This is a genomic window from Rhodococcus sp. P4_F3_2, assembly GCF_056401335.1.
The window spans coordinates 39,488-59,968 of the sequence record NZ_JBFUJN010000005.1 but is presented as its reverse complement, the minus strand read 5'-3'; the positions used below and the strand labels follow the sequence as shown (position 1 = coordinate 59,968).

The window sequence follows — 20,481 nt, the reverse complement described above, 5'->3', positions numbered from 1 at the left end:
GTCCCTTCATGATCGGTGGCTTGGTGAGTTGATGGTTGAACAAGATGGTGTGCAGAGCAAAGACGTTGTGAGCGAGATGAGTGTTGCGCAGCTGCGTGAGTGGCTTCGCAATTGGATCGCGAATGCGACCGGTCAGCCGGCTGGGTCGATCACGGACGATCGCCCGATGGAAGAGTTCGGGCTCGCCTCGCGGGACGCAGTCGCTCTGAGCGGAGACATCGAGGATCTGCTCGGCGTCACGCTGAACGCCACGGTTGCCTATCAACACCCCACCATCGCTTCGCTGGCTACTCGGATCATCGAAGGTGAGCCCGAGGCGCCGGAGGAGACCGTCGACGCGTCGTACTACGTCTCAGGCGCCACGACGGACGCCCACGACATCGCCATCGTCGGACTGTCCACACGATTCCCCGGTGCCGGGCACACGCCTTCGGACATGTGGGAAATGCTGGCGGCCGGACGCGACGGCATCAGCGACCTCCCCGAGGACCGCTGGGCCGAGTTCATGTCGGATCCAGCCATCAGGGCCGCGGTCGAGAACGCCAACACCAAGGGCGGGTACCTCGACGACGTCAAGGGCTTCGACGCCGAGTTCTTCGCGATGTCTCCGCTCGAGGTCGTCAACGTCGATCCGCAACAGCGCCTCGCCCTGGAACTCGCGTGGGAAGCGCTCGAGCACGCGCGCATTCCGGCCAGCGGGCTCAAGGGCAAGCAGGTCGGTGTTTTCATCGGCAGTTCCGCCAACGACTACCAGTTGCTCGCGGTCAGTGATCCGACGACGGCGCACCCGTACGCACTGACCGGAACGTCGACGGCCATCGTCGCGAACCGGGTTTCGTACTTCTTCGACTTCCGTGGACCGTCCATCGCTCTGGACACCGCGTGCTCGTCTTCGCTGGTTGCCGTTCACGAGGCTGTGCGTTCGCTGCGCAGTGGTGATTCCAACATCGCGCTGGCCGGTGGCGTCAACATGCTGCTGGCCCCTCCCGGAACCCTCGGTTTCGATCAGACCGGGATGCTCGCTCCCGACGGAAAACTGCGTGCATTTTCCGCACACGCTCAGGGCATCGTTCGCAGTGAGGGTGGCGGACTCGTCGTGCTCAAGCGTCTCGAAGACGCCGAGCGTGACGGCGATTCCATCCTCGCCGTGATCGCCGGATCCGCGGTCAACCAGGACGGCCGTTCCAACGGATTGCTCGCGCCCAACCCTGACGCCCAGGCCGACGTGTTGCGTTTCGCGTACCGCGACGCCGGAATCTTGCCGACCACAGTCGACTACATCGAGGCGCACGGAACGGGTACCGATCTCGGTGATCCCATCGAGGCCGACGCGCTCAGCCGTGTCGTCGGTCGTGGCCGTGACGACGACAAGCCGGCTCTGCTCGGTAGTGCGAAGACCAACTTCGGGCACCTGGAAGCAGCTGCGGGCGCCGCCGGCCTGATCAAGGTCGTTCTGGCGATGCAGGAAAACAAGATTCCCGCGACGATCAACTACCTGGGCCCGAACCCGCACATCGACTTCGAGAAGTCGCACCTGCAGGTGACGCCCGAGGCCACCGACTGGCCGCGTTACACCGGCAAGGCCGTCGCCGGTGTTTCCGGTTTCGGTTTCGGCGGAACCAACGCGCACGTCGTGGTCAAGGAATACGTGCCCGCCGACGTGGCAGTCGATGAACCAGTCGTGGATGCCCCGGTACTTGACGAACCGGCAGCAGAGGACGAGAGCACCGTTGTGCTGGCTGTGTCCGGTGCGCTGCCTTCGCGTCGTCGCCGCGCAGCTGCAGATCTGGCCGACTGGCTCGAAACCGAAGAGGGAAGCAAGACGCCCCTCGCCGACGTTGCCCGCACACTCGCGCGTCGCAACCATGGACGCTCGCGCGCCGCTGTTCTGGCGAAGACGCGGTCCGAGGCCATCAGCTCGCTGCGCGCCGTCGCCGCAGGCAAGCCGGCTCAAGGAGTCTTCTCGGCCGACTCGCCGTCGCCCAAGGGCGCGGTGTGGGTGTTCTCGGGCTTCGGCTCGCAGCACCGCAAGATGGCCAAGCAGCTCTACACGGAGAACTCGGCCTTCAAGGCAGCCGTCGACGAGGTCGATGCGCTGATCCAGGACGAGGCCGGCTACTCGATGGTCGAGATGTTCCTCGACGATTCGATCGAGTACAACGTCGAGACCGCACAGGTGGGAATCTTCACCATCCAGGTCGGTCTGGCCGCATTGCTGCGTCACCACGGCGCTGAAGCCGAAGCCGTGGTTCCGCACTCGATGGGTGAGGCCGCTGCCGCATACGTGTCCGGTGGTCTGAACCTGGAAGACGCTGTGCGCGTGATCTGTTCACGTTCACGGCTGATGGGTGAGGCCGAGGGCGCACTCGTCGGTGACGACATCCGTCGGATGGCACTGCTCGAGTACAGCGCATCCGAGATCGAGGCGCTGCTGCCCACGTACCCCAAGCTAGAGGTCTGCGTTTACGCAGCTCCGACGCACACGGTGATCGGTGGACCGCAGCCGGACATCGAGGCGATCGTCGCGGCCGCCGAGGCTGACGGCAAGATGGCGCGTGTCCTGCAGACCAAGGGCGCCAGCCACACCTCACAGGTCGATCCGTTGCTCGGCGAGCTTGCCGCGGAGTTGGCCGGTATCGAGCCGACCACGTTGAAGCTCGGCGTCTACTCGTCCGTCGACAAGGACACCTTCTACCGTCCCGGTCACGAGCCGATCCATCAAGAGGCGTACTGGGTCAAGGGCCTTCGCCACAGCGTGTACTTCACCAATGCGGTACGCGGTGCAGTTGCCCACGGCCACACCACTTTTGTCGAGCTTGCACCCAACCCGGTGACGCTGATGTCGGTGGCGGCTACCGCGTTCGATTCGGGCCTGCACGACATGGAACTCATCCAGACGCTCAAGCGTAAGGAAGACGAGTCCGCGGGTGTGCTTGCCGCTCTCGCACAGCTGTACGTGCACGGCCATGCCGTGAACCTCGAGTCCTTGCTTCCTGCAGGCGATTTCGCCTCGGTTCCGCGTACTGCATTCCTGCGTAAGCCGTACTGGCTCGACATTCGCGTCAGTGCCGGCGGTTCGGCTCGCGTACCCGGTTCGCACGTCGCTCTGCCCGACGGCCGCCACGTGTGGGAGGTCGACGCATCCGCCGTCACCGATCTGGCTGTGCTCGTGAGCGCTGCTGCCGGACAGGTGCTCTCGGATGTCGCTCTCACCGCTGCCGTTCCGCACGGTGAACTGGCCGGCGCTGCGACCCTGACGACAACTCTCAACCCGCACCCGGGTGGAGCGTCGGTGCAGGTGCACGCACGCGAGGGCGCTACGTTCCGTTTGCTGTTCGATGCCGTCGTCACGTCCGGTGAGCCGCTGCCCGAGCTGGTCATTAGCGCGCCGGTCAAGACCAGTGCGCCGATGGAAACCCTGGCCGAGGTCGTCGAAGACGCCGGAGACAAGTGGGATCCGAACGGTTCGCAGAGCCTCGACGACCGCCTCAAGATCGTTGTGGCCGAGTCGATGGGGTACTCGCCGGAAGATCTTCCGGCCGAGGTTCCGCTCATCGAACTGGGTCTCGATTCGCTCATGGCGATGCGTATCAAGAACCGCGTCGAGTACGAGTTCGACATTCCGCAGCTCCAGCTCCAGGCAGTCAAGGACGCGAGCCTCAACGAGGTCAACAAGTACCTGCGCTACGCGATCGACAATCGCGAAGAGGTTCAGGCGATGGCCGACAAGCAGGCTGCCGAGAAGTTGGCGGCCGATGCTGCTGACGACGAGGACGTTGCTCCCGCCGAGGTGGCAGTGGAACTGCCGGCGACTGCTCCCGTTGCGGCGGCTGCCGCGCCCGCTGATCCTTCGCGTGCCGGAACTGCCGACGACGCAGGCTCGGACGTTCCGCCGCGAGATGCGGCCGAGCGCTTGACGTTTGCGACGTGGGCGGTTGTCACCGGGAAGTCCGCCAAGGGCATTTTCAACGATCTGCCGATCGTCGGTGACGAGGTCGCCGAGAAGCTTGCTGCTCGGCTTTCCGAGCGTGCGGGCGGCGAGATCACTCTCGACGACGTTCTCGATTCCACGACCATCGAAGAGCTTGCGGACGTCGTGCGCCAGTACCTCGAGGACGACGGCAAGATCGACGGACTCGTACGCACTCTGCGTGCTCGTCCCGAAGGCTCCACTGCCGTACCGGTATTCGTCTTCCATGCTGCCGGTGGTTCGACGGTGACGTACGAGCCTTTGCTCAAGCGCCTGCCCGCCGGCACGCCGATGTACGGGTTCGAGCGGGTCGAGGGCTCGATCGAAACCCGTGCTGCTGCTTACGTTCCGCTGCTGCGTGAGATCCAGGGCGACGGACCGTACGTACTGTGTGGCTGGTCGTTCGGCGGCGTGATGTCGTATGCGGTCGCGAAGTTGCTGCGTGAGCAGGGCGCCGACGTGCGTGTGGTCGGACTTCTCGACACCGTCATGGCCGGCGAGGTCGTGCCGGACACCGAGGCGGAACGACGCAAGCGTTGGGAGCGCTACGGCAAGTTCGCCAAGCGCACCTACAACCTGGATGTTCCGCTGCCGCTTGACGTTCTGGCCTCCACCGAAGCGGACGAAGATCAGATCCAGATCTTGATGGACATGATCAAGATGAGCGGCGCCAAGATTCCCGGCGGCATCATCGAGCATCAGCGGACGTCGTGGTTGGACAACCGCGCCATCCAGACGGCCGAGTTCAGCAGCTACGACGGCGACGTCGTGCTCTACATGGCAGACAAGTACCACGACGAGTTGATGACGCTCGAGCCTGCATTCAAGACCCGCAAGGCAGATGGTGGTTGGGGTGACTACGTGAAGAACCTCGAGGTCGTCTACATCGGCGGGGACCACCTGCAGATCGTCGACGAGCCGTACATCGCGAAGGTTGCGGCAGACCTCACCACCAAGCTGGCCCAGATCGAGACAGCTCAGACCAAAGCAGCGGAAACCGGAGTTCAGAAGTGACGACAACCACCGCGGAGAAGCTCGCTGAACTCCGCGAAAAGTTGGAGAAGGCAAAGGAACCCGGCTCGGCTCGGGCCATTGCGAAGCGCGATGCAGCAGGGCACAGTACGCCGCGCCAGCGCATCGACATGTTGCTCGATCCCGGTAGCTTCGTCGAGGTCGGCGCCCTGGTGAAGATGGCGGGCGAGGACAACCCGTACAGCGACGGCGTCATGACCGGTCACGGAACTGTCGACGGGCGTCCGGTTGCCGTGTTCGCGCACGATCAGACTGTGTTCGGCGGTGCCGCCGGAGAGATGTTCGGCCGTAAGGTCGCAGCCGTCAACGATTTTGCACTGAAGGTGGGCTGCCCGGTCGTCGGTATCAACGATTCCGGTGGAGCTCGAATCCAGGATGCCGTTTCCTCATTGGCCTGGTACGCCAACATGGGTTCACGTCAGGAGCCCTTGTCCGGCGTCTGCCCACAGATCTCGGTCATCCTCGGTAAGTGCGCCGGCGGTGCCGTGTACGCACCGATCAACACCGACGTCGTGGTCGCGACCGAAGAGTCGTACATGTTCGTCACCGGACCCGACGTCATCAAGTCGGTCACCGGCGAAGAGGTCAGCCTGGAGGATCTGGGCGGAGCGCGCAAGCAGGCGGAGTACGGAAACATCCATCACGTCGCTCCCGACGAGAAGGCTGCATTCGACTGGGTGCGTGAGTACCTGAGCTTCATGCCGTCCTCGTGCACGGAGAAGGCGCCGCTGATCAACCCGGGTCTCGAACCCGAGATCACCGAGTCGGATCTCGAACTCAACGCCTTCATGCCGGATGCCGACAATGCCGGCTACGACATGCACGACATCATTCTGCGGATCTTCGACGACGGAACCTTCCATGAAATCGGAGCCCAGGTCGCGCACAACGTGATCACCGGGTTCTCCCGCGTCGACGGCCTGCCCGTCGGTGTCGTGGCCAACCAGCCCACGTATCTCAGTGGCGCCCTCGATGCGGACAGCTCCGACAAGGCTGCCCATTTTGTGCGCCTGTGCGACGCTTTCAGCATCCCGCTCGTTTTTGTCGTCGACACACCAGGCTTTCTTCCCGGCGTCGATCAGGAAAAGGTCGGTGTCATCAAGCGTGGCGGGCGTTTCCTGTTCGCGTACATCGAAGCCACTGTGCCGAAGGTGACGGTGGTGGTTCGTAAGGCGTACGGCGGCGGTTATGCCGTCATGGGTTGCAAGCAGCTCGGTGCCGACATCAACCTCGCGTGGCCGACCGCTCGTATCGCCGTGATGGGCGCCGAGGGTGCCGTCAACATCATGGGACGTCGTCAGCTCGCCGAGGCGGGCGAGAACGCACCCGCGGTGCGTGCTCAGTTGATCAACTTCTACAACGAGTTCGTCGCGACGCCGTACATCGCGGCTGAGCGCGGATACATCGACGCGGTGATCGAGCCTTCGCAGACGCGTCTCGAAATCCGCAAGGCTCTGAAGTTGCTCAAGGACAAGACGATCTTCAAGAACCCGCGCAAGCACAACTTGATGCCGCTCTAATTCTTCTTGTCACCGAGGGCGTCGAACTGGCGGCGTAGCGCTTCTATCGCCGCCAGGACGGCAGGTCTTTCGCTGTCGGTCCGCCAGGCGAGGTAGATGTCGCGGCCCAGCGGCGGAAGGGTGTCGAGCATTCGAACACCTTCCGGTGGTACAACTCTCGCCAGGCGCGGGATCAAAGCGACGGCGAGGCCCTGAGCTACGAATTCGACCTGGGTGGGAAACTCGGCGACCTCGTACTCGATTCGTGGGTCGAACCCCTGCGCGCGCAGGGTCCTGACGGTGAAGGTGTGAAAGTCCGTTCCCCGGGTCCACGTCGCCCAGGCATGCTCGGACAGCTCGCTGAGCGCGACGACCTTGTTCTCCGCCAGCGGATGTGACGCGGGGAGAGCGAGCAGCGCCACGTCGTCGTACACGGGCGTGAAGGAGACTCCGTCGGGAAGTTCGACGGGCAGAGTGCTCCAACTGTCGACCACCACGACGTCGAGGTCGCGGCGAATCAGTGCGGGGAGGAGTTCTTCGGATTCGCCTTCGTTGAAGGTGATTTCGAGCTGGGGGTGCGCGTGCCTGATCTCGGCGATGGCTCGCGGCAGCACTGTCCTGCTGGGGGAGACCAGGGCCCCGATGCGTACGCGGCCCGTCACCTCGCTCTGCAGCGACGCGATTTCCGCCTCGGCCTGGGCGAGCGTCGAGAGAACCTCTGCGGTTCGGCGCGCGAGGATCCGGCCCGCTTCGGTGAGTCGTACACCGCGGCCCTGCGGTTCGAGGAGCGGAACACCGACCTCGCGCTCGAGCTTGTTCAACTGCTGCGAAATTCCGGAGGGTGTGACATGCAAGGTGCGGGCGGCAGCCGCTACTGATCCGTTCTCGGCGACAGCGTGCAGGGCGCGAAGTCTTTCGAGATTCAACACAGTAGTAATGCTACCGAATATACGGTCTGAACATTTGCTTGTGCTGAATAGTTAGCGGCAGGAACATTGTCGAGTGACCACTCTGACCTCCGTGACTGCGCAGACACCGAAACCCACCAGAACTCCTCGGGGGCGCATCGACCCTCGATTGCTGGTCGTCGGAGGCGCAGCCGCGATCTCGATCAGTTCGCTCCTCATCAAGCTGGCCGATGTCGGGCCCTCGACCGCCGTCTTCTTCCGTTGCTTCCTGGCCTTGCCGCCGCTGTTGTGGTTGGCGTGGCGAGAGTACCGCCGGGTGGGCAAACCGAGCCGGCGGGCAGTCGTTCTGCAGGTGCTCGGCGGTCTGTTGCTCGGACTGGATTTCGCGTTGTGGTCGCAGTCGATTCTGATGATCGGCGCGGGTATGGCGAGCGTCGTCGTGAACGTGCAGGTGATCGTGGTGCCCGCACTGTCCTGGTTGGTATTCGGCAATCGGGTGCCGATGCGCTTCGTCTTCGCCCTACCGTTCATGTTCACGGGAATCGCCTTGGCGGGCGGCGTGTTCGGGGGCGGGGGAACCGGCGACGACCTGCTGTGGGGAACGGCGCTCTCGCTCGTCTCCGGAATCGCGTACGGCGGTTACATCTTCGTGGTCGGCCGTACGGGCGAGGCGGATCGGGCCGCGAGCCAGGTGTTGATCTCGACGACGTCCGCGGGCATCGCCGGCTCCGTCATCGGATCACTGTGGGGCCGGATCGATTTCGTCCCGGGTTGGGAAGCGTTCGGCTGGCTCGCGGCACTGGCGCTGGTCGGCCAGGTGTTCGGCTGGATGCTGATGGGGCACTCGCTCCCTCGGCTTCCCGCCGAGGTGGGCGCGACGCTCCTGCTCATGCAACCGGTTCTCGCCGTGCTGCTGGCGGTTGTGCTGCTCGGCGAACGGCCAGGCGTTGGGCAACTACTCGGGTGCGTCGTCGTTGTCGGAGCGGTCTCGGCCGTCTCCGTACGTCGCACCCGAGCAGTCACCCGAGTAGGTAGCGCAGGCTAGTGCACTCGCATCTCGCCGGGCATCCACATGCCCGAGCGGGTTGCGGTGCCCGTCTCCACCTCTGCCGGAACAGCATTCGGGAAGTGCCGGTCGTAGCGCTCGAGTGATCCCCAGTCCCGTGCCCAGTCGTCCTTCAGGTACGTCGGAACCGTCGTAGCACCGGCGAGGACCTCGGTGAATCCGAGCGGTCCACCGTTGTCCGCGGACTGCCAGGTATCGGTGGAGCTGACGGCCAGGGGACGGTCCGGGAGGATGCGGAAGTTCGGCATCTCGGCCACACCGTTCTGATGTGTGAACGGACGTTGGCACGGGAACTGAAGGCCGACAGCCCAGTCCAGGAGGACCGGCTGCTCGCTGCCGATGTACGAGTCCAGGGACTCGAGCTTGGGCACGCGAGGCGGCGTGAACGCCATCCACTGATCGCCCGTGAGGTTGGGATCGAACGCGACCACCCGAACGGCGTCGGCGTCCGGCGCGAGTTCGTCGATCGGGATACGGACGTTGCGCCACGACGGCGCCGGGCCGATGTCTCGCGGCATGTACGAACCCTGAACCTGCACTGTTCCGTCGGGCTGAGTCTTGCCGTACTCGACCAGAAGCGACTGGCCGTACGTGATCGCACCGGTGTTGTCGACGGACCACACGCGGCCCGCCACGGACATGACCACCAGCGGTGATTCTTCACTGCGAGTGGGCAATCCGTACCAACTCGAGATGAGGGAAGCAGGTTCCTGCACGCCGGGCTGGTAGCTGCCCATGACCGGCGTCTTCGACGGATCGAGGCCGAAGGGGAGCTTGGCCGTGCTGCCGTTGACGCCGAGGTTACCGGTGCCGCCGCTGGTTCCGGCGCCGGAACCGGTGGCGAAGGTGGGGCCGACACTCTGGCTGTCGGTATTACCCATGCCCTGCTTGACTTCGATGTAATCCGCAGTCAGATCGCTGGGGACCCCATTGGGGGAGAAGCCCTTCGAATCGACTCCGGACAACGGATCCTCCGCGTTGAATCCGGGAGCGGGCAGAGGCCGCAGATTCCCGGAATTGACGTCGGTCTCGACCAGAACGTCCTCGGCCATGCCGCAGGTCTTGCCCGCGAGTGCCTCGATGTTGCTTCGGCCCAGCGAGTACGCCGGGTACTGCGACACCGCCCCCTTGAGTAGTGAGAGCACCTCGAACAGGACCATCAGACCGGCAATCACGGTGAGCGGAGCAGCCGCGAACTTGCGAATTCGTCTGCCCTTGGCCGTGTTCGGCTTCTCGGGCGGGGCAGCAAATCCCTCACGCAGGTACTGCCAGGCGGCAAAGGCCAAGGCGAGAGCAAAGAGCGCGAGGAACAGTGTGTTGGATTCACGGCCGTCGTAGGAGATGGTCTTGTCGAACCACGGAACGCCGTAACTCGAGACGTACCAGTAGCCGTTGATGCCGGCGAACGTCAACGCGAGCATCAGGAGCAGTCCGGCCACGAACACCGATCGGTTACGACGCGAGCGCAGGGCAGACGCGGACACAGCCACGGCGGTCAGCGCGGCGAGAGAACCGGCGATGCCCGCGTACGCACCGAAGTGGTGAGTCCACTTGGTGGGGTTGAACATCATCAGGAACATCGTGCCGAAGACGACGCCGACCAGGCGCCACGACGGACCGGTTGCCGCGCCGGGGACGCGGCCGCGCCGCAACAACACGAAGAGCGTCGTGAAGAGGCACAGGATCATCGTCAAGAACGCGAAGCGTCGGGCAACCGAGCCGTCGACCGTCTGGACGAAGAGGTAGTAGTAGCGCAGGAAGTCCTGGTACCACTCGAGATTGGGCCCGATGATCGTTCGGACGCGCGTGGCTTCCATGACGCCGGCAAAGGTCTGGTCGGCGAAGATGACCACCAGCACGATGGTTCCGGCAGCGGCGATCGGAGCGAGAAGCGGCAGTGTGCCGACCAGTCGGTGACGCTTGACGACGATGCGCACCAACGGGCGCACACCGGCGAGAAGGGCTGCGATACACATCAATCCGGTGGGTGCGGCGGCAAGAGTGAAGGCGCCGATCAAAATTGCTGTGGCCGCGGGCAGCAGACGTCCGGTGGCGATGGCGCGCTCGATGGAGCACCAGGTGAGCAGTGCGCCGAGAGCCACGATGGGCTCGGGGCGAAGACCGTTGTTGTACGCCAGCCAGAAGGACAGGAATACCAGACCGCCGGTCCAGAGGGCGACGTTGCTCCGGCGAACCGCCCGGCCGAGACGCGGGACGACCTCGCGGCTGATCACCATCCAGCAGAGGATTCCGGCGAGCAGAGCGGGCAGACGCATGAACGGGCTCGCCGTCGAGATCTTCGCCATCACGGCCAGGACTTCGTAGTACCAGCCGAACGGGGCCTCGGGAACGCCGAACCAACGGAAGTAGTTGGCCATGTATCCCGCGTCCGGCGAGACTCGGGCCATGGTCAGGAGATAACCGTCGTCGGCGGTGTTCGCGCCGATGAAGTGCCAGACGACCAGCGTGCCCACCACAACTCCGTCGATACCGGAGAACTTCCACCAGCGTTCGGGCAGGAAACGTCGGTGCTTGCGGCCGTCGGTGCCGTCGAGGCGAGCCAGGGCGACCAGCGCGACGATGGTCGAGAGCACTGCCACGATCATCGCGACCAGCTTCAGGACGCTGGGGCTCGACGAGAAACGTGAGTCGATCGTCATCGAGAAGCCGAGGCCCTCGGGCGCAGCGCCGTCGGGCAGGTCGCTGAAGACGCCGACCACCTGCGGGCGGAAGTCGCCGTCGAGCTGGCCACGAATCGGGTTGCCGTCGGGATAGGTCAGGCCGACGAACTCTGCCGAGGTCCGGTTGACGTCAGAGCTGAACGCGATGGCGCCGCAGCGACTCGACTCGACGTCCTCGCGCGCTGCCGAAGCGACGACGACGTTGCGATCGAGCACGTCGACGCTGGTAGCGGACACGCGGACGAACATCGACGAGAGCGCGGCACCGTCGCCCTGAGCAGGTGCCGTCGACATCAGGATGCCGCCGCCCTCGGGGAGTGAGCTGACCGCGGTGCAGGGGATCGACGCGTTGACGTCGATGGGAACCTGCGCCATCAGCGGTGCCTCGACGTCGCCGATCACGCCGTTCTGTGGCCAGTTGACCGTCGCCGTCGTCTGCACGACAGGAAGCAGAGGAGTTGCCAGTGCGAGTACGAAGCCGAGCAAGCCGGCGATGATCGCAACCCATCGAGTGCGATGGAAACGCTCGCGGGCATCCTGACCAGCAGGAGGCGGCGAACTCGAAGTCTGGGGTGAAGCTGTCACGGCGTCGGGCACGGCTACCGATGGTATGTCAGGGCTGAGCGTGGACCTACCGTGACCGGGTGGTTGGTAGGTCCACGCGTAACAGTTACGACTGGTAACGAATCGGGCCCGGTGTCCAGGTGCCCGAACGGGTCTCGGTGGTGACGTTCATTTGCGCGGGAATCGCGTCCGGATCGAGCGGTGTGTACTGCTCGAGCGAACCCCAGTCACGATCCCAGTCGTTGTCCAGATAGGTGGGCAATGCCCTGGCCGAGAGCAGTTCGCTGGTCCAACCGAGCGGTCCGCCGCCGTAGTGGTCCTGCCAGGCGTTGGTGGACTCCGCGCCGATGCGGTCGGGCAGAATGCGCCACTCGGGGATCTCGGCGACGCCGTACAGATGATCGACCGGGCGTTGACACGGGAAGGCGAGACCGACGGCCCAGTCCATCAGCACCGGATCGGTGGATCCGACGACGTCCTGCAGCGTGCGCATGGTCGGCACTCGCGGCGGTGTCACCGCCAGCCACTGGTCGGCACTGATGTCGGTGTCACTGGCCACCAGACGCACGGTGTCGGCGTCGGCGGGCAGTTGATCCATCGGAACGCGCAGGTTGCGCCACGACGGCGACGGGCCGATGTCGATCGGATCGACTCGTCCCAGCGCGTCGACGCTTCCGTCGGCCTGCTTCTTGCCGTACTCGACCTGCAAGACCGCGCCGGGGGTGACGATGCCGTCGGAGTTGACGTAGCGGATTCGTCCGGCCGCGGCGACCGTGAGGAGCGGTGCGGCGTCGTTGCGCTCGGGCAGTGAGTACCAACCTGTGGTCAGCGACGCGTTCTGGGGCGCTCCGTAACTACCGAGCACCGGCGTTTTTGCGGGGTCGAGCCCGAACGGGAGCGCGACGTTGCTGCCGTTGACGCCCGAGGTCGACTGCGAGCCGCCAGCGGTTCCGGATCCGGTTCCGGGCGTGCTGGTGGTGCCGGACTGAGAGGTCGTGTTGTCGAGGCTGTTTGCACTGCCCGCCGTCGAGTCCTCGGCGTCTGCGGTGAGGTCGCCCGCGACTCCGTCCGGCGAGAATCCGGTCGATTCGCTTGCACCGAAAGCTCCGGCGCCGGCGAGGTCGGTGGGCCTGTCCACCAATTGCAGGACGCCGGTGTTGGGATCGGACTCCACGAGTACCTCACCCGCGAGACCGCAGCTTCCGCCGAAGACGGATTCGATGTTGGACTTGCCGATCGAGTACGCGGGGTACTGAGCGACCGCTCCCTTGAGTAGGGACAGCACCTCGAAGAGCACGACGGCTCCGGCCGCGATGGTCAACGGTGACGGGGCGAGAAGGCGAAGTCGCCTTGTCTTCTTGACGCTGTCTTCTGTGCCGTTTCGCTCGCGCGGCTCCATGACGTGGTACCAGGCTGCCAGCAGCAGGGCGAGGATCGTGAGGCCGAGGAAACCCGTCGAGAATCCCTTGCCGGCGATTGACGGCGGCTTGTCCCACCACGGCACGCCGTAACTCGAGACATACCACCAGCCGTTGGAGCTGGTGAACGCCACAGCTAGGATGAACAGGATGCCCGCGGCGAACAGCGCGCGGTTTCGTTTGGAACGCATGCTCGACGCACTCACGCCGACGGCGGCGAGCACGGCAACCGTAGCGGCCAGACCGGCGTACACACCGAAGTGGTGAGTCCACTTGGTGGGGGTGAACTGCATCAGGAGCAGCGACGCGAACACGATGCCGAGGATTCGGCGCGAGGGCCCGATCGCGGTGCCGGGGATCCGGCCCTTGCGCAGGATCATCATGACGCAGAAGACGAGTCCGACGATCATGACGAACATGCCGAAGCGGCGGGCCAGTGAGCCGTCGGGGGAGATGGTCATCAGTGCGTCCCACCGCAACCGCTCCTCGAACCACGGAACGTTCGGCCCGACGGCGGTTCGCACCCTGGTGGATTCGAGAACTGTCGCGAGGGTTTGATCTGCGAAGACTGCGACAAGAACCACGGTTCCGGCTGCGAGGATCGGCATGACCTGGGACAGGAAGCCGACGCGTTTGCCGCGGGCGATCAGGATCTGCAGGATCGGCCTGGCTCCGGCGATCAACGCGCCGATGGCGATCAGCCCCGAAGGTCCGGCGGCCAACGAGAATGCGGCGATCAGCACGGCCATCGCGGCGGGCAACAGACGTCCGGTGGCGATGGCGCGTTCGATGGAGCACCACGTGAGCAGGGCGCCGAGGGCAATGATGGGTTCGGGACGCAGGCCGTTGTTGTACGGCAACCAGAAGGCCAGGAACACGAGCCCGCCCGTCCAGATGGCAACCTTGTTGCGGCGCACCGCAACACCGAGTCGCGGTATCACCTCGCGGCTGATGACCATCCAGCACAGAATGCCGGCGATCAACGCGGGCAGGCGCATCCACATGCTCGCGGTGCTGACCTTCGCGAACAGCGCCAGCACGTCGTAGTACCAACCGAACGGCGCTTCGGGGACGCCGAACCAACGGAAGTAGTTCGCCATGTACCCGGAGTGCTCCGAGACTCTGGCCATGCCGAGCAGATAACCGTCGTCGGAAGTGTTGGCGCCGAACACATGCCAGAGCGCCAGCGTGCCGATCACCAGGGCGTCGATGCCGGTGAACTTCCACCACCGTGCCGGAAGGAACCGCCGGGCACGACGGCCGTCGACGCCGTCGATCCGGTGCAGTGCGTACAGCGAGACGATGGTCGAGAGTGCCGCGACGATCATCGCGAACAGTTTGAGAAGTGTGGGGCTGGACGAGAACCGCGAGTCGACGTCCATGTGGGCGGACAGTCCGGCGGGCGCTGCGCCCTGCAGGTCGGTGAAGATGCCGACAACCTGTGGGCGGTAGTCACCGGTCAGGGTGGTGCCGACGCCGTCGATTCCGGTGACCGCCGCGACGGTCTGCTCGGAGTTGGTCGTGATGGTGATCGCCGTGCACCCGCTCAGTTGATCGAGCGGAGCCGAGATCAACACCGAATCGCGAGTGAGTGCTTCCAGGCGGTCGGCAGTGGTGCGGACGGTGAGGCCGCGGGCGTTTCGGTCCGGCGCACCGTTCGGCATGGTCGAGAGCAGTGTGCCGCCGCTGCCGCCCAATTGGTCCAGGGTGGAACAGGGAATGCTGATGTCCAGCGATGTGGGCGAGTAGGAGATCAGCGGCGACGAGACGCTGTTGACGGTCCCACCCTGCGGCCAGTCGATGCTCGCGGCTTCCTGCTTGACGGGCAGGAACGGCGTCGCGAGTGCAAGAAGCAGGCCAAGAAGGCCGGTGACTATCGCGATGAGTCGTGCCGTCCGGACTCTCTGGGAATCCGATTCTCGGGGAGCTTCGGGGCCAGTGGGCACGGGTTTCGGGGGCACTACTACTTCAGACGGCACAAGGAACGATGTTAGGCGAGTGCGGGCCCACACATCCTGAGAGAACTACTCAGGATGCAACTTCCTGTTCGGATTGTGGTGTTTCAAGTGTTCGGGCGATGGTGTCGAGTGAAATACCCAACACTTCCGCGACCGCGCTGATGGTGAAGAAGGCGGGTGTCGCGATGCGTCCGGTTTCGATCTTGCGCAGCGTTTCGACGGAGATACCGGCGTCGAGCGCTACCTGAACCATGCTTCGGTCCCCCCGCGCCGATCGCAGGAGTTCACCCAGTCTTAGTCCTCGTTCGAGTTCTTCCGCCGTCAGCGGCACGCGCACCATGTGCTTATAGTAATACCGGTATAGTTATTCGACAAGGAAGGTGTTCGAGATGGTCGAAATCAAGACCGCAGGGGAAATCGACGCGATGGCGGCGGCGGGGAGAATCACCGCGCAGGCGCTGGCTGCGGCGCGTGAGGCGGCGAGCGTCGGAGTGACGTTGCTCGAATTGGACGCCGTTGCCGCGGAGGTCATTTCGGCTGCGGGCGCCTCGGCGCTGTTCTTGAATTACCGGCCGGCGACGGCGCCGATACCCTTTCCCGGTGTCGCCTGCATCAGCGTGAACGATGCTGTGGTGCACGGTATCCCGAATGGGTACCGACTCCGTGACGGTGACCTGGTCAGTATCGACTGCGGTGCGAGACTCGACGGCTGGTGCGGCGACTCCGCCATCAGCTTCACCGTCGGACAGGGAAGTAGTGAGGATCAGGCACTGATCGACGCGACCGATGAGGCACTTGCCCGTGGCATTGCCGCCGCCCAGCCCGGAAACCGATTGGGCGACATCGGTGCCGCGATCGGACAGTACGCGCGCGGCCTCGGATACGGAATGCTCGCCGATCACGGTGGGCACGGCATCGGCCGCGAGATGCACGAAGGGCCGGACGTGCCCAACGAAGGTCGAGCAGGCAAAGGCTTCCGGTTACGGCCCGGCCTGGTCATCGCCATCGAACCGATGCTCATCGCCGACGGAACCGACGACTACCGGCACGACGCCGACGGGTGGACCCTTCGCACCGTTTCGGGCGCCAGGGCTGCGCACAGCGAGCACACTGTCGCGATCACCGAAGACGGTCCGGTGATCATGACCCGCTGATCAACCCGCTCAGCTCTGGTTGGAGGTCTTGCCGCTCACGAGGTCTCGTACGTCCCACACCCACACGTCGTCGACGCGCTTGGCGTCGAAGCCGACCAGCTCGTCGACCGTGTGGCGCAGGGCGTCGTCGCCGGAGAATCGGGGAAGCACCAGTACATCGGCGTGCCAGTACCGCAGGTCGGTCAGTGCGTTCGCCCTGGTGCCCACGTCGATCAACGGGACCTTGCCGGTTTGTTTGGCATTGACCAGCAGGGTCGAGGTGGGCCGGGACTCGGCGCCGTAGATTCCGGCGCGGGTCTTCGAATCCGGGCCGACGAAGTACCCGCCGGCAATGGGGAAGCCGAAGTCGGCGTCGACCTGCCAGCTCAGTGCGCGGGCGTCCTCGGCGCTCGCGACAGGGACCGTCACCAGAGTGCCGTCGCTGACGTAGTTCTCCCACGAGCCGCTGGTGATGAATTCGGGCGTCGCAGATCGCTGATCGGCGTCGATGGGGGTCGGGATGAGGGGAATCATCGCGACGGCGAGCGCCACCAGCCAGACACCGGCTGCCGTGCGGCGCGGTCCACGAAGTTCGACAAAAGCGCGGTAGGTGCCGAGGGTGAGCAGCAGCCCGATCGCCGGAATCGCGCCCATCGCGAATCGGGATTCGAGCACCGATTCGAACAACGGCAAGTCGGCGAGGAGTTTCCACGGCAGGGTGATGCCGGTTTTGTCACCGTCGATGGTCAGTTCGGAACCGAGCGAGAGCACACCCATCACCACGATCACGGCGGCGGCAGCGCGGGTCAGACGGATGCGCCACAGCCACACCGTTGCACCGAGAAGCAGGAGCACCAACGGCCATCCGAAGTACGCATTCTCCTCGGTCGGGTTCATCCGGAACTCCGCGCCCTCGGGATCACCCGCAACCGATTCGGTCGGGAACGTGGTGAGTGCAGCGGTGTCGTTGCCTGCCTGACCGTGTGAGACGCCGTCGTAGCTCGCAGGGCCGAAGAACTGCGACCACAGCGGCACCGCGGTGATCAGGAGTGTGACCGCGCCGCCGATCACGAGACCGGGCATCGCGCGCTTGATCGCCTGGCGCGACTTGGCCAGGTCAGGCAGTGCATAGGCGGCGCCGAACACCATGGCTGACATCGTGAAGATGAGGAGCGGCTCTTCGCCGAGGAAGATCTGCCACGCGACGAGTAGGCCGAGAACGATTCCGTCGCGAACCGGACGCTTGCCGTTCGAGATGCGCACTACCTGCAAGAAGATGAAGGGGAGTACGAAGAAAGCGACGAAGTTCGGATGACCGTTGGCGTGCGAGATCATGGCGGGCGCGAATCCGCAGAACCCCGCTCCGACGGCGGCGGCGATCTTGGAGCGGACGGAGACACCGGTCAGCACGTGCCGCGAGAATGCCCAGTACCAAGCGATGGCGGTGCCGCCGAGTCCGGCAGTCAGCCCGATCGCATACGTGGCCGTCGGTCCGAAAATCAGCGTGATCGGGGCGAGCGGGATGCTGATGCCGAACATCGCGGTATTGGCCATCAGGTTCACGCCGAGCGGGTAATTCTGCAGGTCACTGAACAGCGGGCTGCGGAACTGGGCGAGGGCGTGAGCGGTATCGGCGAAGAACCATTCCCACATGGCCTGGTCGCGGCCCGCGTTGAACAGATAGCCGGACTGCAGATCGCTCCACAGGTTCGACATCACGTAGATCGCCGCAACGGTGAACGTCGCCATGATCGCGAGGTCGACAAGACGCCCGCGCTGGACGACCGAGCGCCGCACTGCTGAACGGACTCGCCCTGGACGTGCTTCTTCGAGCAGTTGGACGTCGGGCAAGGTCTCGGTCATGCAGTCGGTGCCTTTCGGTTCTGGCGCCCATCCCTGAAGTGGCAGTTCTCAGAAGTTCGGGGTGGCCTATTTAGGTCTCGATTCGATAACTTCCTCTGTCAGAGTAACGAACAAAACGGTTCGCGTCCGCGAGCGGGCGCAGTCGACGGGACAAACCGGGCCACCCGACTTGTCCGGAAAGTAATGTTTTCGTGCATCGTTTGACGGGTTCGTGACCGGGGTATCGCAACAAGGATCTTGCTCGCGTTTGTTCAGGCAGCCCCGACGAATCCCATCCTCGACGAAGAGTTGGAACCTACGTCCGGGGCCTATACCGGATGGGATGGTGCTTGTGCATGTCGAAGACAGCAGTTCGCAGTAGCGCAGTGGGAGCAGTGGCCTTACTGGCCGTTGTCCTGGGGGGTGGGACGGCGTCGGCAGGCGTCGACAACACCAGTTCGATCACCGACGTCAAAGGAAATCGGATAGAGGTCTATCAGGCTGATACCGCTATCCACGTCTTTCCGCCTCTCGACAGCTCACCGCTGAGTGTCGAGTTCTTCCACGACGGGGTTGCCGGCGTGAAGATCGACGGGCCGGACGCAGCAAGTTTCACCGGCACGAAGCTGACGATCGGTTATCAAATCGGCTATCCGATCGCGTTGACCGGTGCGACGGTTGTTCTCAACAGTCCCGGCCTCGACTGGGCAGTCGAGAGCGGAACGAACCTCGGTATCGGTCTGGTTCCGGACTTCGAACTGGGCCTGGACATTTCGAACGGGTTCGCCATCGGCGGCGACATCATTCCTTCACAGGAACTGGACGTCGATCTGGCGCCGGGCGGTATCACCGACGTCGCGCTACTCGAAGACCAGGAATTCGACGGACCTGAAGCAGCCGTCCGGCTCTCCGGAGTTCACGGATACGTACAGGGAGCAATCGGGCCGGTAACCATCAGGCCCTACGCGAAGGCTGTCACGTCGAATGGCGATACCGTCGTCACTTACGGTGTGCCGCAACGGTTGTAGTGCAGTACCGGCGCTCCCGCCCTCACGCTGCAACAGCGTGGTGGTGGGAGCGTTCCGCGTTGTGAGTTGTCGAATCGGTGCCACGAATAGGCTCGGCGTCCGCCCAATGGGCACTGCGGGACACGCTGACGAGTTTCGCGACCAGCCGTGCCGCGATCCATACGAGGTACACGGCGGTGATCAGAAGCAGAAGCGCCCAGTCGTGCGCGAAGAATCCGACTATCCCGCCGATCGTGAACGCGAGGGCGACGAAGACGACGCGTCCTCCCACGTCGGTCTCGACCAGATACTCCGGCTCGATCGGATCGTCGAAGTCGTTCGTTTCATCGGCGTCTCCAGCCGATTCGGCTCTGGACTTCTCGTGGTGTTCGGTCGGGATCTCGAGTAGCTCACCCCATTCGAGCACCGCAACGGTGTGTGCGGTGTCGGTCGGGATCGCGCGGTAGTCGCGGGACTCGGAAACGTCGATGAGAGCCCTTGCCAGAGTGAGTACTTCGATGCGATTGCGAATCGCGACGCTCAACACTTCGTGGAAGGCCTGCTCGCGCCCGAACGGTTTGCCGCGCGCAATGACCAGAACATGTTCTGCGGAATCGAGAACTGCACGATGCGGTACAAGCTCGCGGCTTTGCGTAACGAGTTCGCTCACTGTCATCACCTACCCCGCCGGTGGTTGATGCGGCCGTTTGCTCGACTGCGCTTGGAGGGGCTGAGTACCCCGGCAGTTTCGGAAACAAACTCGCCGGACAGCGTGTCAGATTTGCGCAGCCGGGGCCGAGAGTGCTCCGAGGCAACTTTCGATCAGGTCGGCAACAATCACGTGAGCACGTTCTCGGCTGTCGACGCGACCCTCCCACGTGGCAAAAGTGACGACGGCGAGCACGGTCAGAGTTGCCGCCCGAAGTTCGGCGATCTCTGCCGGCAACGAGGACGCAGTGACTATCCGCCGCTGAACTTCGCGGAAACTCTCGGCCTGCATGTGATCACGGATGGTCGACGACATGGCCGGGTCGAAGATCGACTGCACCAGGAACCGTGCGTACAACGTGCCCTCGCGGTAGATGGTCTGTTCCGCCAACGGCAGGACGAGAGCCTCGACGAGGGCACGCATCGTCGGTGGATTCGCGTCGAGATCGATCGTGTCGAGCAACTCGCGTCGACGCTCACCGGCAGGTCGCATTCTGGACTCGACGACGGCCGCCAGCAAACCTTCACGTGAACCGAAGTGATACTGCGCAGCCGATTTGTTGGCCTGTCCGGCTTCGGTCTGAACATCACGAAGCGTCAGAGCGGCCAGACCTCGTTCGGCAACCAGACGCTCGGCTGCATCGATCATTGCCGCTCGGGCATCGGTTCGGGTCACGGTATGAAGTTAGGGGTGC

12 protein-coding genes are annotated in these 20,481 nt (G+C 64.3%); 5 read left to right on the top strand and 7 right to left on the bottom strand.

Features of this window, described 5'->3' with window-relative positions:
• Positions 1 to 31 precede the first annotated feature (31 nt).
• Together pks13 and AC1DWA_RS06645 are read left to right on the top strand one after the other, a co-directional pair.
• Positions 32 to 4,984 (top strand): polyketide synthase Pks13, encoded by a 4,953-nt coding sequence (pks13, locus tag AC1DWA_RS06650; protein WP_477846168.1) that lies wholly within the window; start codon positions 32 to 34, stop codon positions 4,982 to 4,984.
• Complete coding sequence (locus tag AC1DWA_RS06645) at positions 4,981 to 6,522, top strand: acyl-CoA carboxylase subunit beta (protein WP_019746413.1); 1,542 nt, start codon at positions 4,981 to 4,983, stop codon at positions 6,520 to 6,522. The genes pks13 and AC1DWA_RS06645 overlap by 4 nt, the downstream gene beginning before the upstream one ends.
• Here AC1DWA_RS06645 and AC1DWA_RS06640 read toward each other — a convergent pair.
• On the bottom strand, positions 6,519 to 7,430 hold the full coding sequence (locus AC1DWA_RS06640) for a LysR family transcriptional regulator (protein WP_020968113.1): 912 nt from the start codon (positions 7,428 to 7,430) through the stop codon (positions 6,519 to 6,521). The genes AC1DWA_RS06645 and AC1DWA_RS06640 overlap by 4 nt on opposite strands.
• Positions 7,431 to 7,503: 73 nt before the next feature.
• On the opposite strand from AC1DWA_RS06640, the gene AC1DWA_RS06635 reads away from it, so the two are divergent.
• Complete coding sequence (locus tag AC1DWA_RS06635) at positions 7,504 to 8,454, top strand: DMT family transporter (protein WP_477846167.1); 951 nt, start codon at positions 7,504 to 7,506, stop codon at positions 8,452 to 8,454.
• On the opposite strand, the gene AC1DWA_RS06630 is transcribed toward AC1DWA_RS06635, so the two are convergent.
• The 3 genes from AC1DWA_RS06630 to AC1DWA_RS06620 form a co-directional block, all read right to left on the bottom strand.
• Positions 8,451 to 11,753: an arabinosyltransferase domain-containing protein gene (locus AC1DWA_RS06630; RefSeq protein WP_477846166.1), complete on the bottom strand. Its 3,303-nt coding sequence runs from the start codon at positions 11,751 to 11,753 to the stop codon at positions 8,451 to 8,453. The genes AC1DWA_RS06635 and AC1DWA_RS06630 overlap by 4 nt on opposite strands.
• Positions 11,754 to 11,826: 73 nt before the next feature.
• Positions 11,827 to 15,117, bottom strand: a complete 3,291-nt coding sequence (locus AC1DWA_RS06625) for an arabinosyltransferase domain-containing protein (RefSeq protein WP_477846165.1) — start codon at positions 15,115 to 15,117, stop codon at positions 11,827 to 11,829.
• A 49-nt stretch (positions 15,118 to 15,166) separates the two neighbouring features.
• The gene (locus tag AC1DWA_RS06620) at positions 15,167 to 15,436 is read right to left on the bottom strand and encodes a helix-turn-helix domain-containing protein (protein ID WP_003943854.1); all 270 of its coding nucleotides are present in this window, start codon (positions 15,434 to 15,436) and stop codon (positions 15,167 to 15,169) included.
• Positions 15,437 to 15,485: 49 nt separating this feature from the next.
• Between AC1DWA_RS06620 and map the strand changes: the two genes are divergently transcribed.
• Positions 15,486 to 16,250, top strand: a complete 765-nt coding sequence (gene map / locus AC1DWA_RS06615; RefSeq protein ID WP_020905776.1) for a type I methionyl aminopeptidase — start codon at positions 15,486 to 15,488, stop codon at positions 16,248 to 16,250.
• 9 nt (positions 16,251 to 16,259) lie between these two features.
• Here map and AC1DWA_RS06610 read toward each other — a convergent pair whose 3' ends face one another.
• The gene (locus tag AC1DWA_RS06610; RefSeq protein WP_019746419.1) at positions 16,260 to 18,092 is read right to left on the bottom strand and encodes a glycosyl transferase; all 1,833 of its coding nucleotides are present in this window, start codon (positions 18,090 to 18,092) and stop codon (positions 16,260 to 16,262) included.
• A 335-nt stretch (positions 18,093 to 18,427) separates the two neighbouring features.
• On the opposite strand from AC1DWA_RS06610, the gene AC1DWA_RS06605 reads away from it, so the two are divergent.
• The gene (locus AC1DWA_RS06605) at positions 18,428 to 19,099 is read left to right on the top strand and encodes an MspA family porin (protein ID WP_020968119.1); all 672 of its coding nucleotides are present in this window, start codon (positions 18,428 to 18,430) and stop codon (positions 19,097 to 19,099) included.
• 22 nt (positions 19,100 to 19,121) lie between these two features.
• Here the strand turns inward: AC1DWA_RS06605 and AC1DWA_RS06600 are convergent, their stop codons facing one another.
• Positions 19,122 to 19,754: a hypothetical protein gene (locus AC1DWA_RS06600; protein WP_019746421.1), complete on the bottom strand. Its 633-nt coding sequence runs from the start codon at positions 19,752 to 19,754 to the stop codon at positions 19,122 to 19,124.
• 99 nt (positions 19,755 to 19,853) lie between these two features.
• Positions 19,854 to 20,462: a TetR family transcriptional regulator gene (locus AC1DWA_RS06595; RefSeq protein WP_024487671.1), complete on the bottom strand. Its 609-nt coding sequence runs from the start codon at positions 20,460 to 20,462 to the stop codon at positions 19,854 to 19,856.
• Positions 20,463 to 20,481: the final 19 nt, after the last annotated feature.

Excerpts from the sequence above, each read along its gene's own strand:
- pks13 (WP_477846168.1), top strand. The coding sequence starts at position 32 with ATGGTTGAACAAGATGGTGTGCAGAGCAAAGACGTTGTGAGCGAGATG.
- AC1DWA_RS06620 (WP_003943854.1), bottom strand. The coding sequence starts at position 15,436 with ATGGTGCGCGTGCCGCTGACGGCGGAAGAACTCGAACGAGGACTAAGA.
- map (WP_020905776.1), top strand. The coding sequence starts at position 15,486 with ATGGTCGAAATCAAGACCGCAGGGGAAATCGACGCGATGGCGGCGGCG.
- AC1DWA_RS06610 (WP_019746419.1), bottom strand. The coding sequence starts at position 18,092 with ATGACCGAGACCTTGCCCGACGTCCAACTGCTCGAAGAAGCACGTCCA.
- AC1DWA_RS06605 (WP_020968119.1), top strand. The coding sequence starts at position 18,428 with ATGTCGAAGACAGCAGTTCGCAGTAGCGCAGTGGGAGCAGTGGCCTTA.
- AC1DWA_RS06600 (WP_019746421.1), bottom strand. The coding sequence starts at position 19,754 with ATGACAGTGAGCGAACTCGTTACGCAAAGCCGCGAGCTTGTACCGCAT.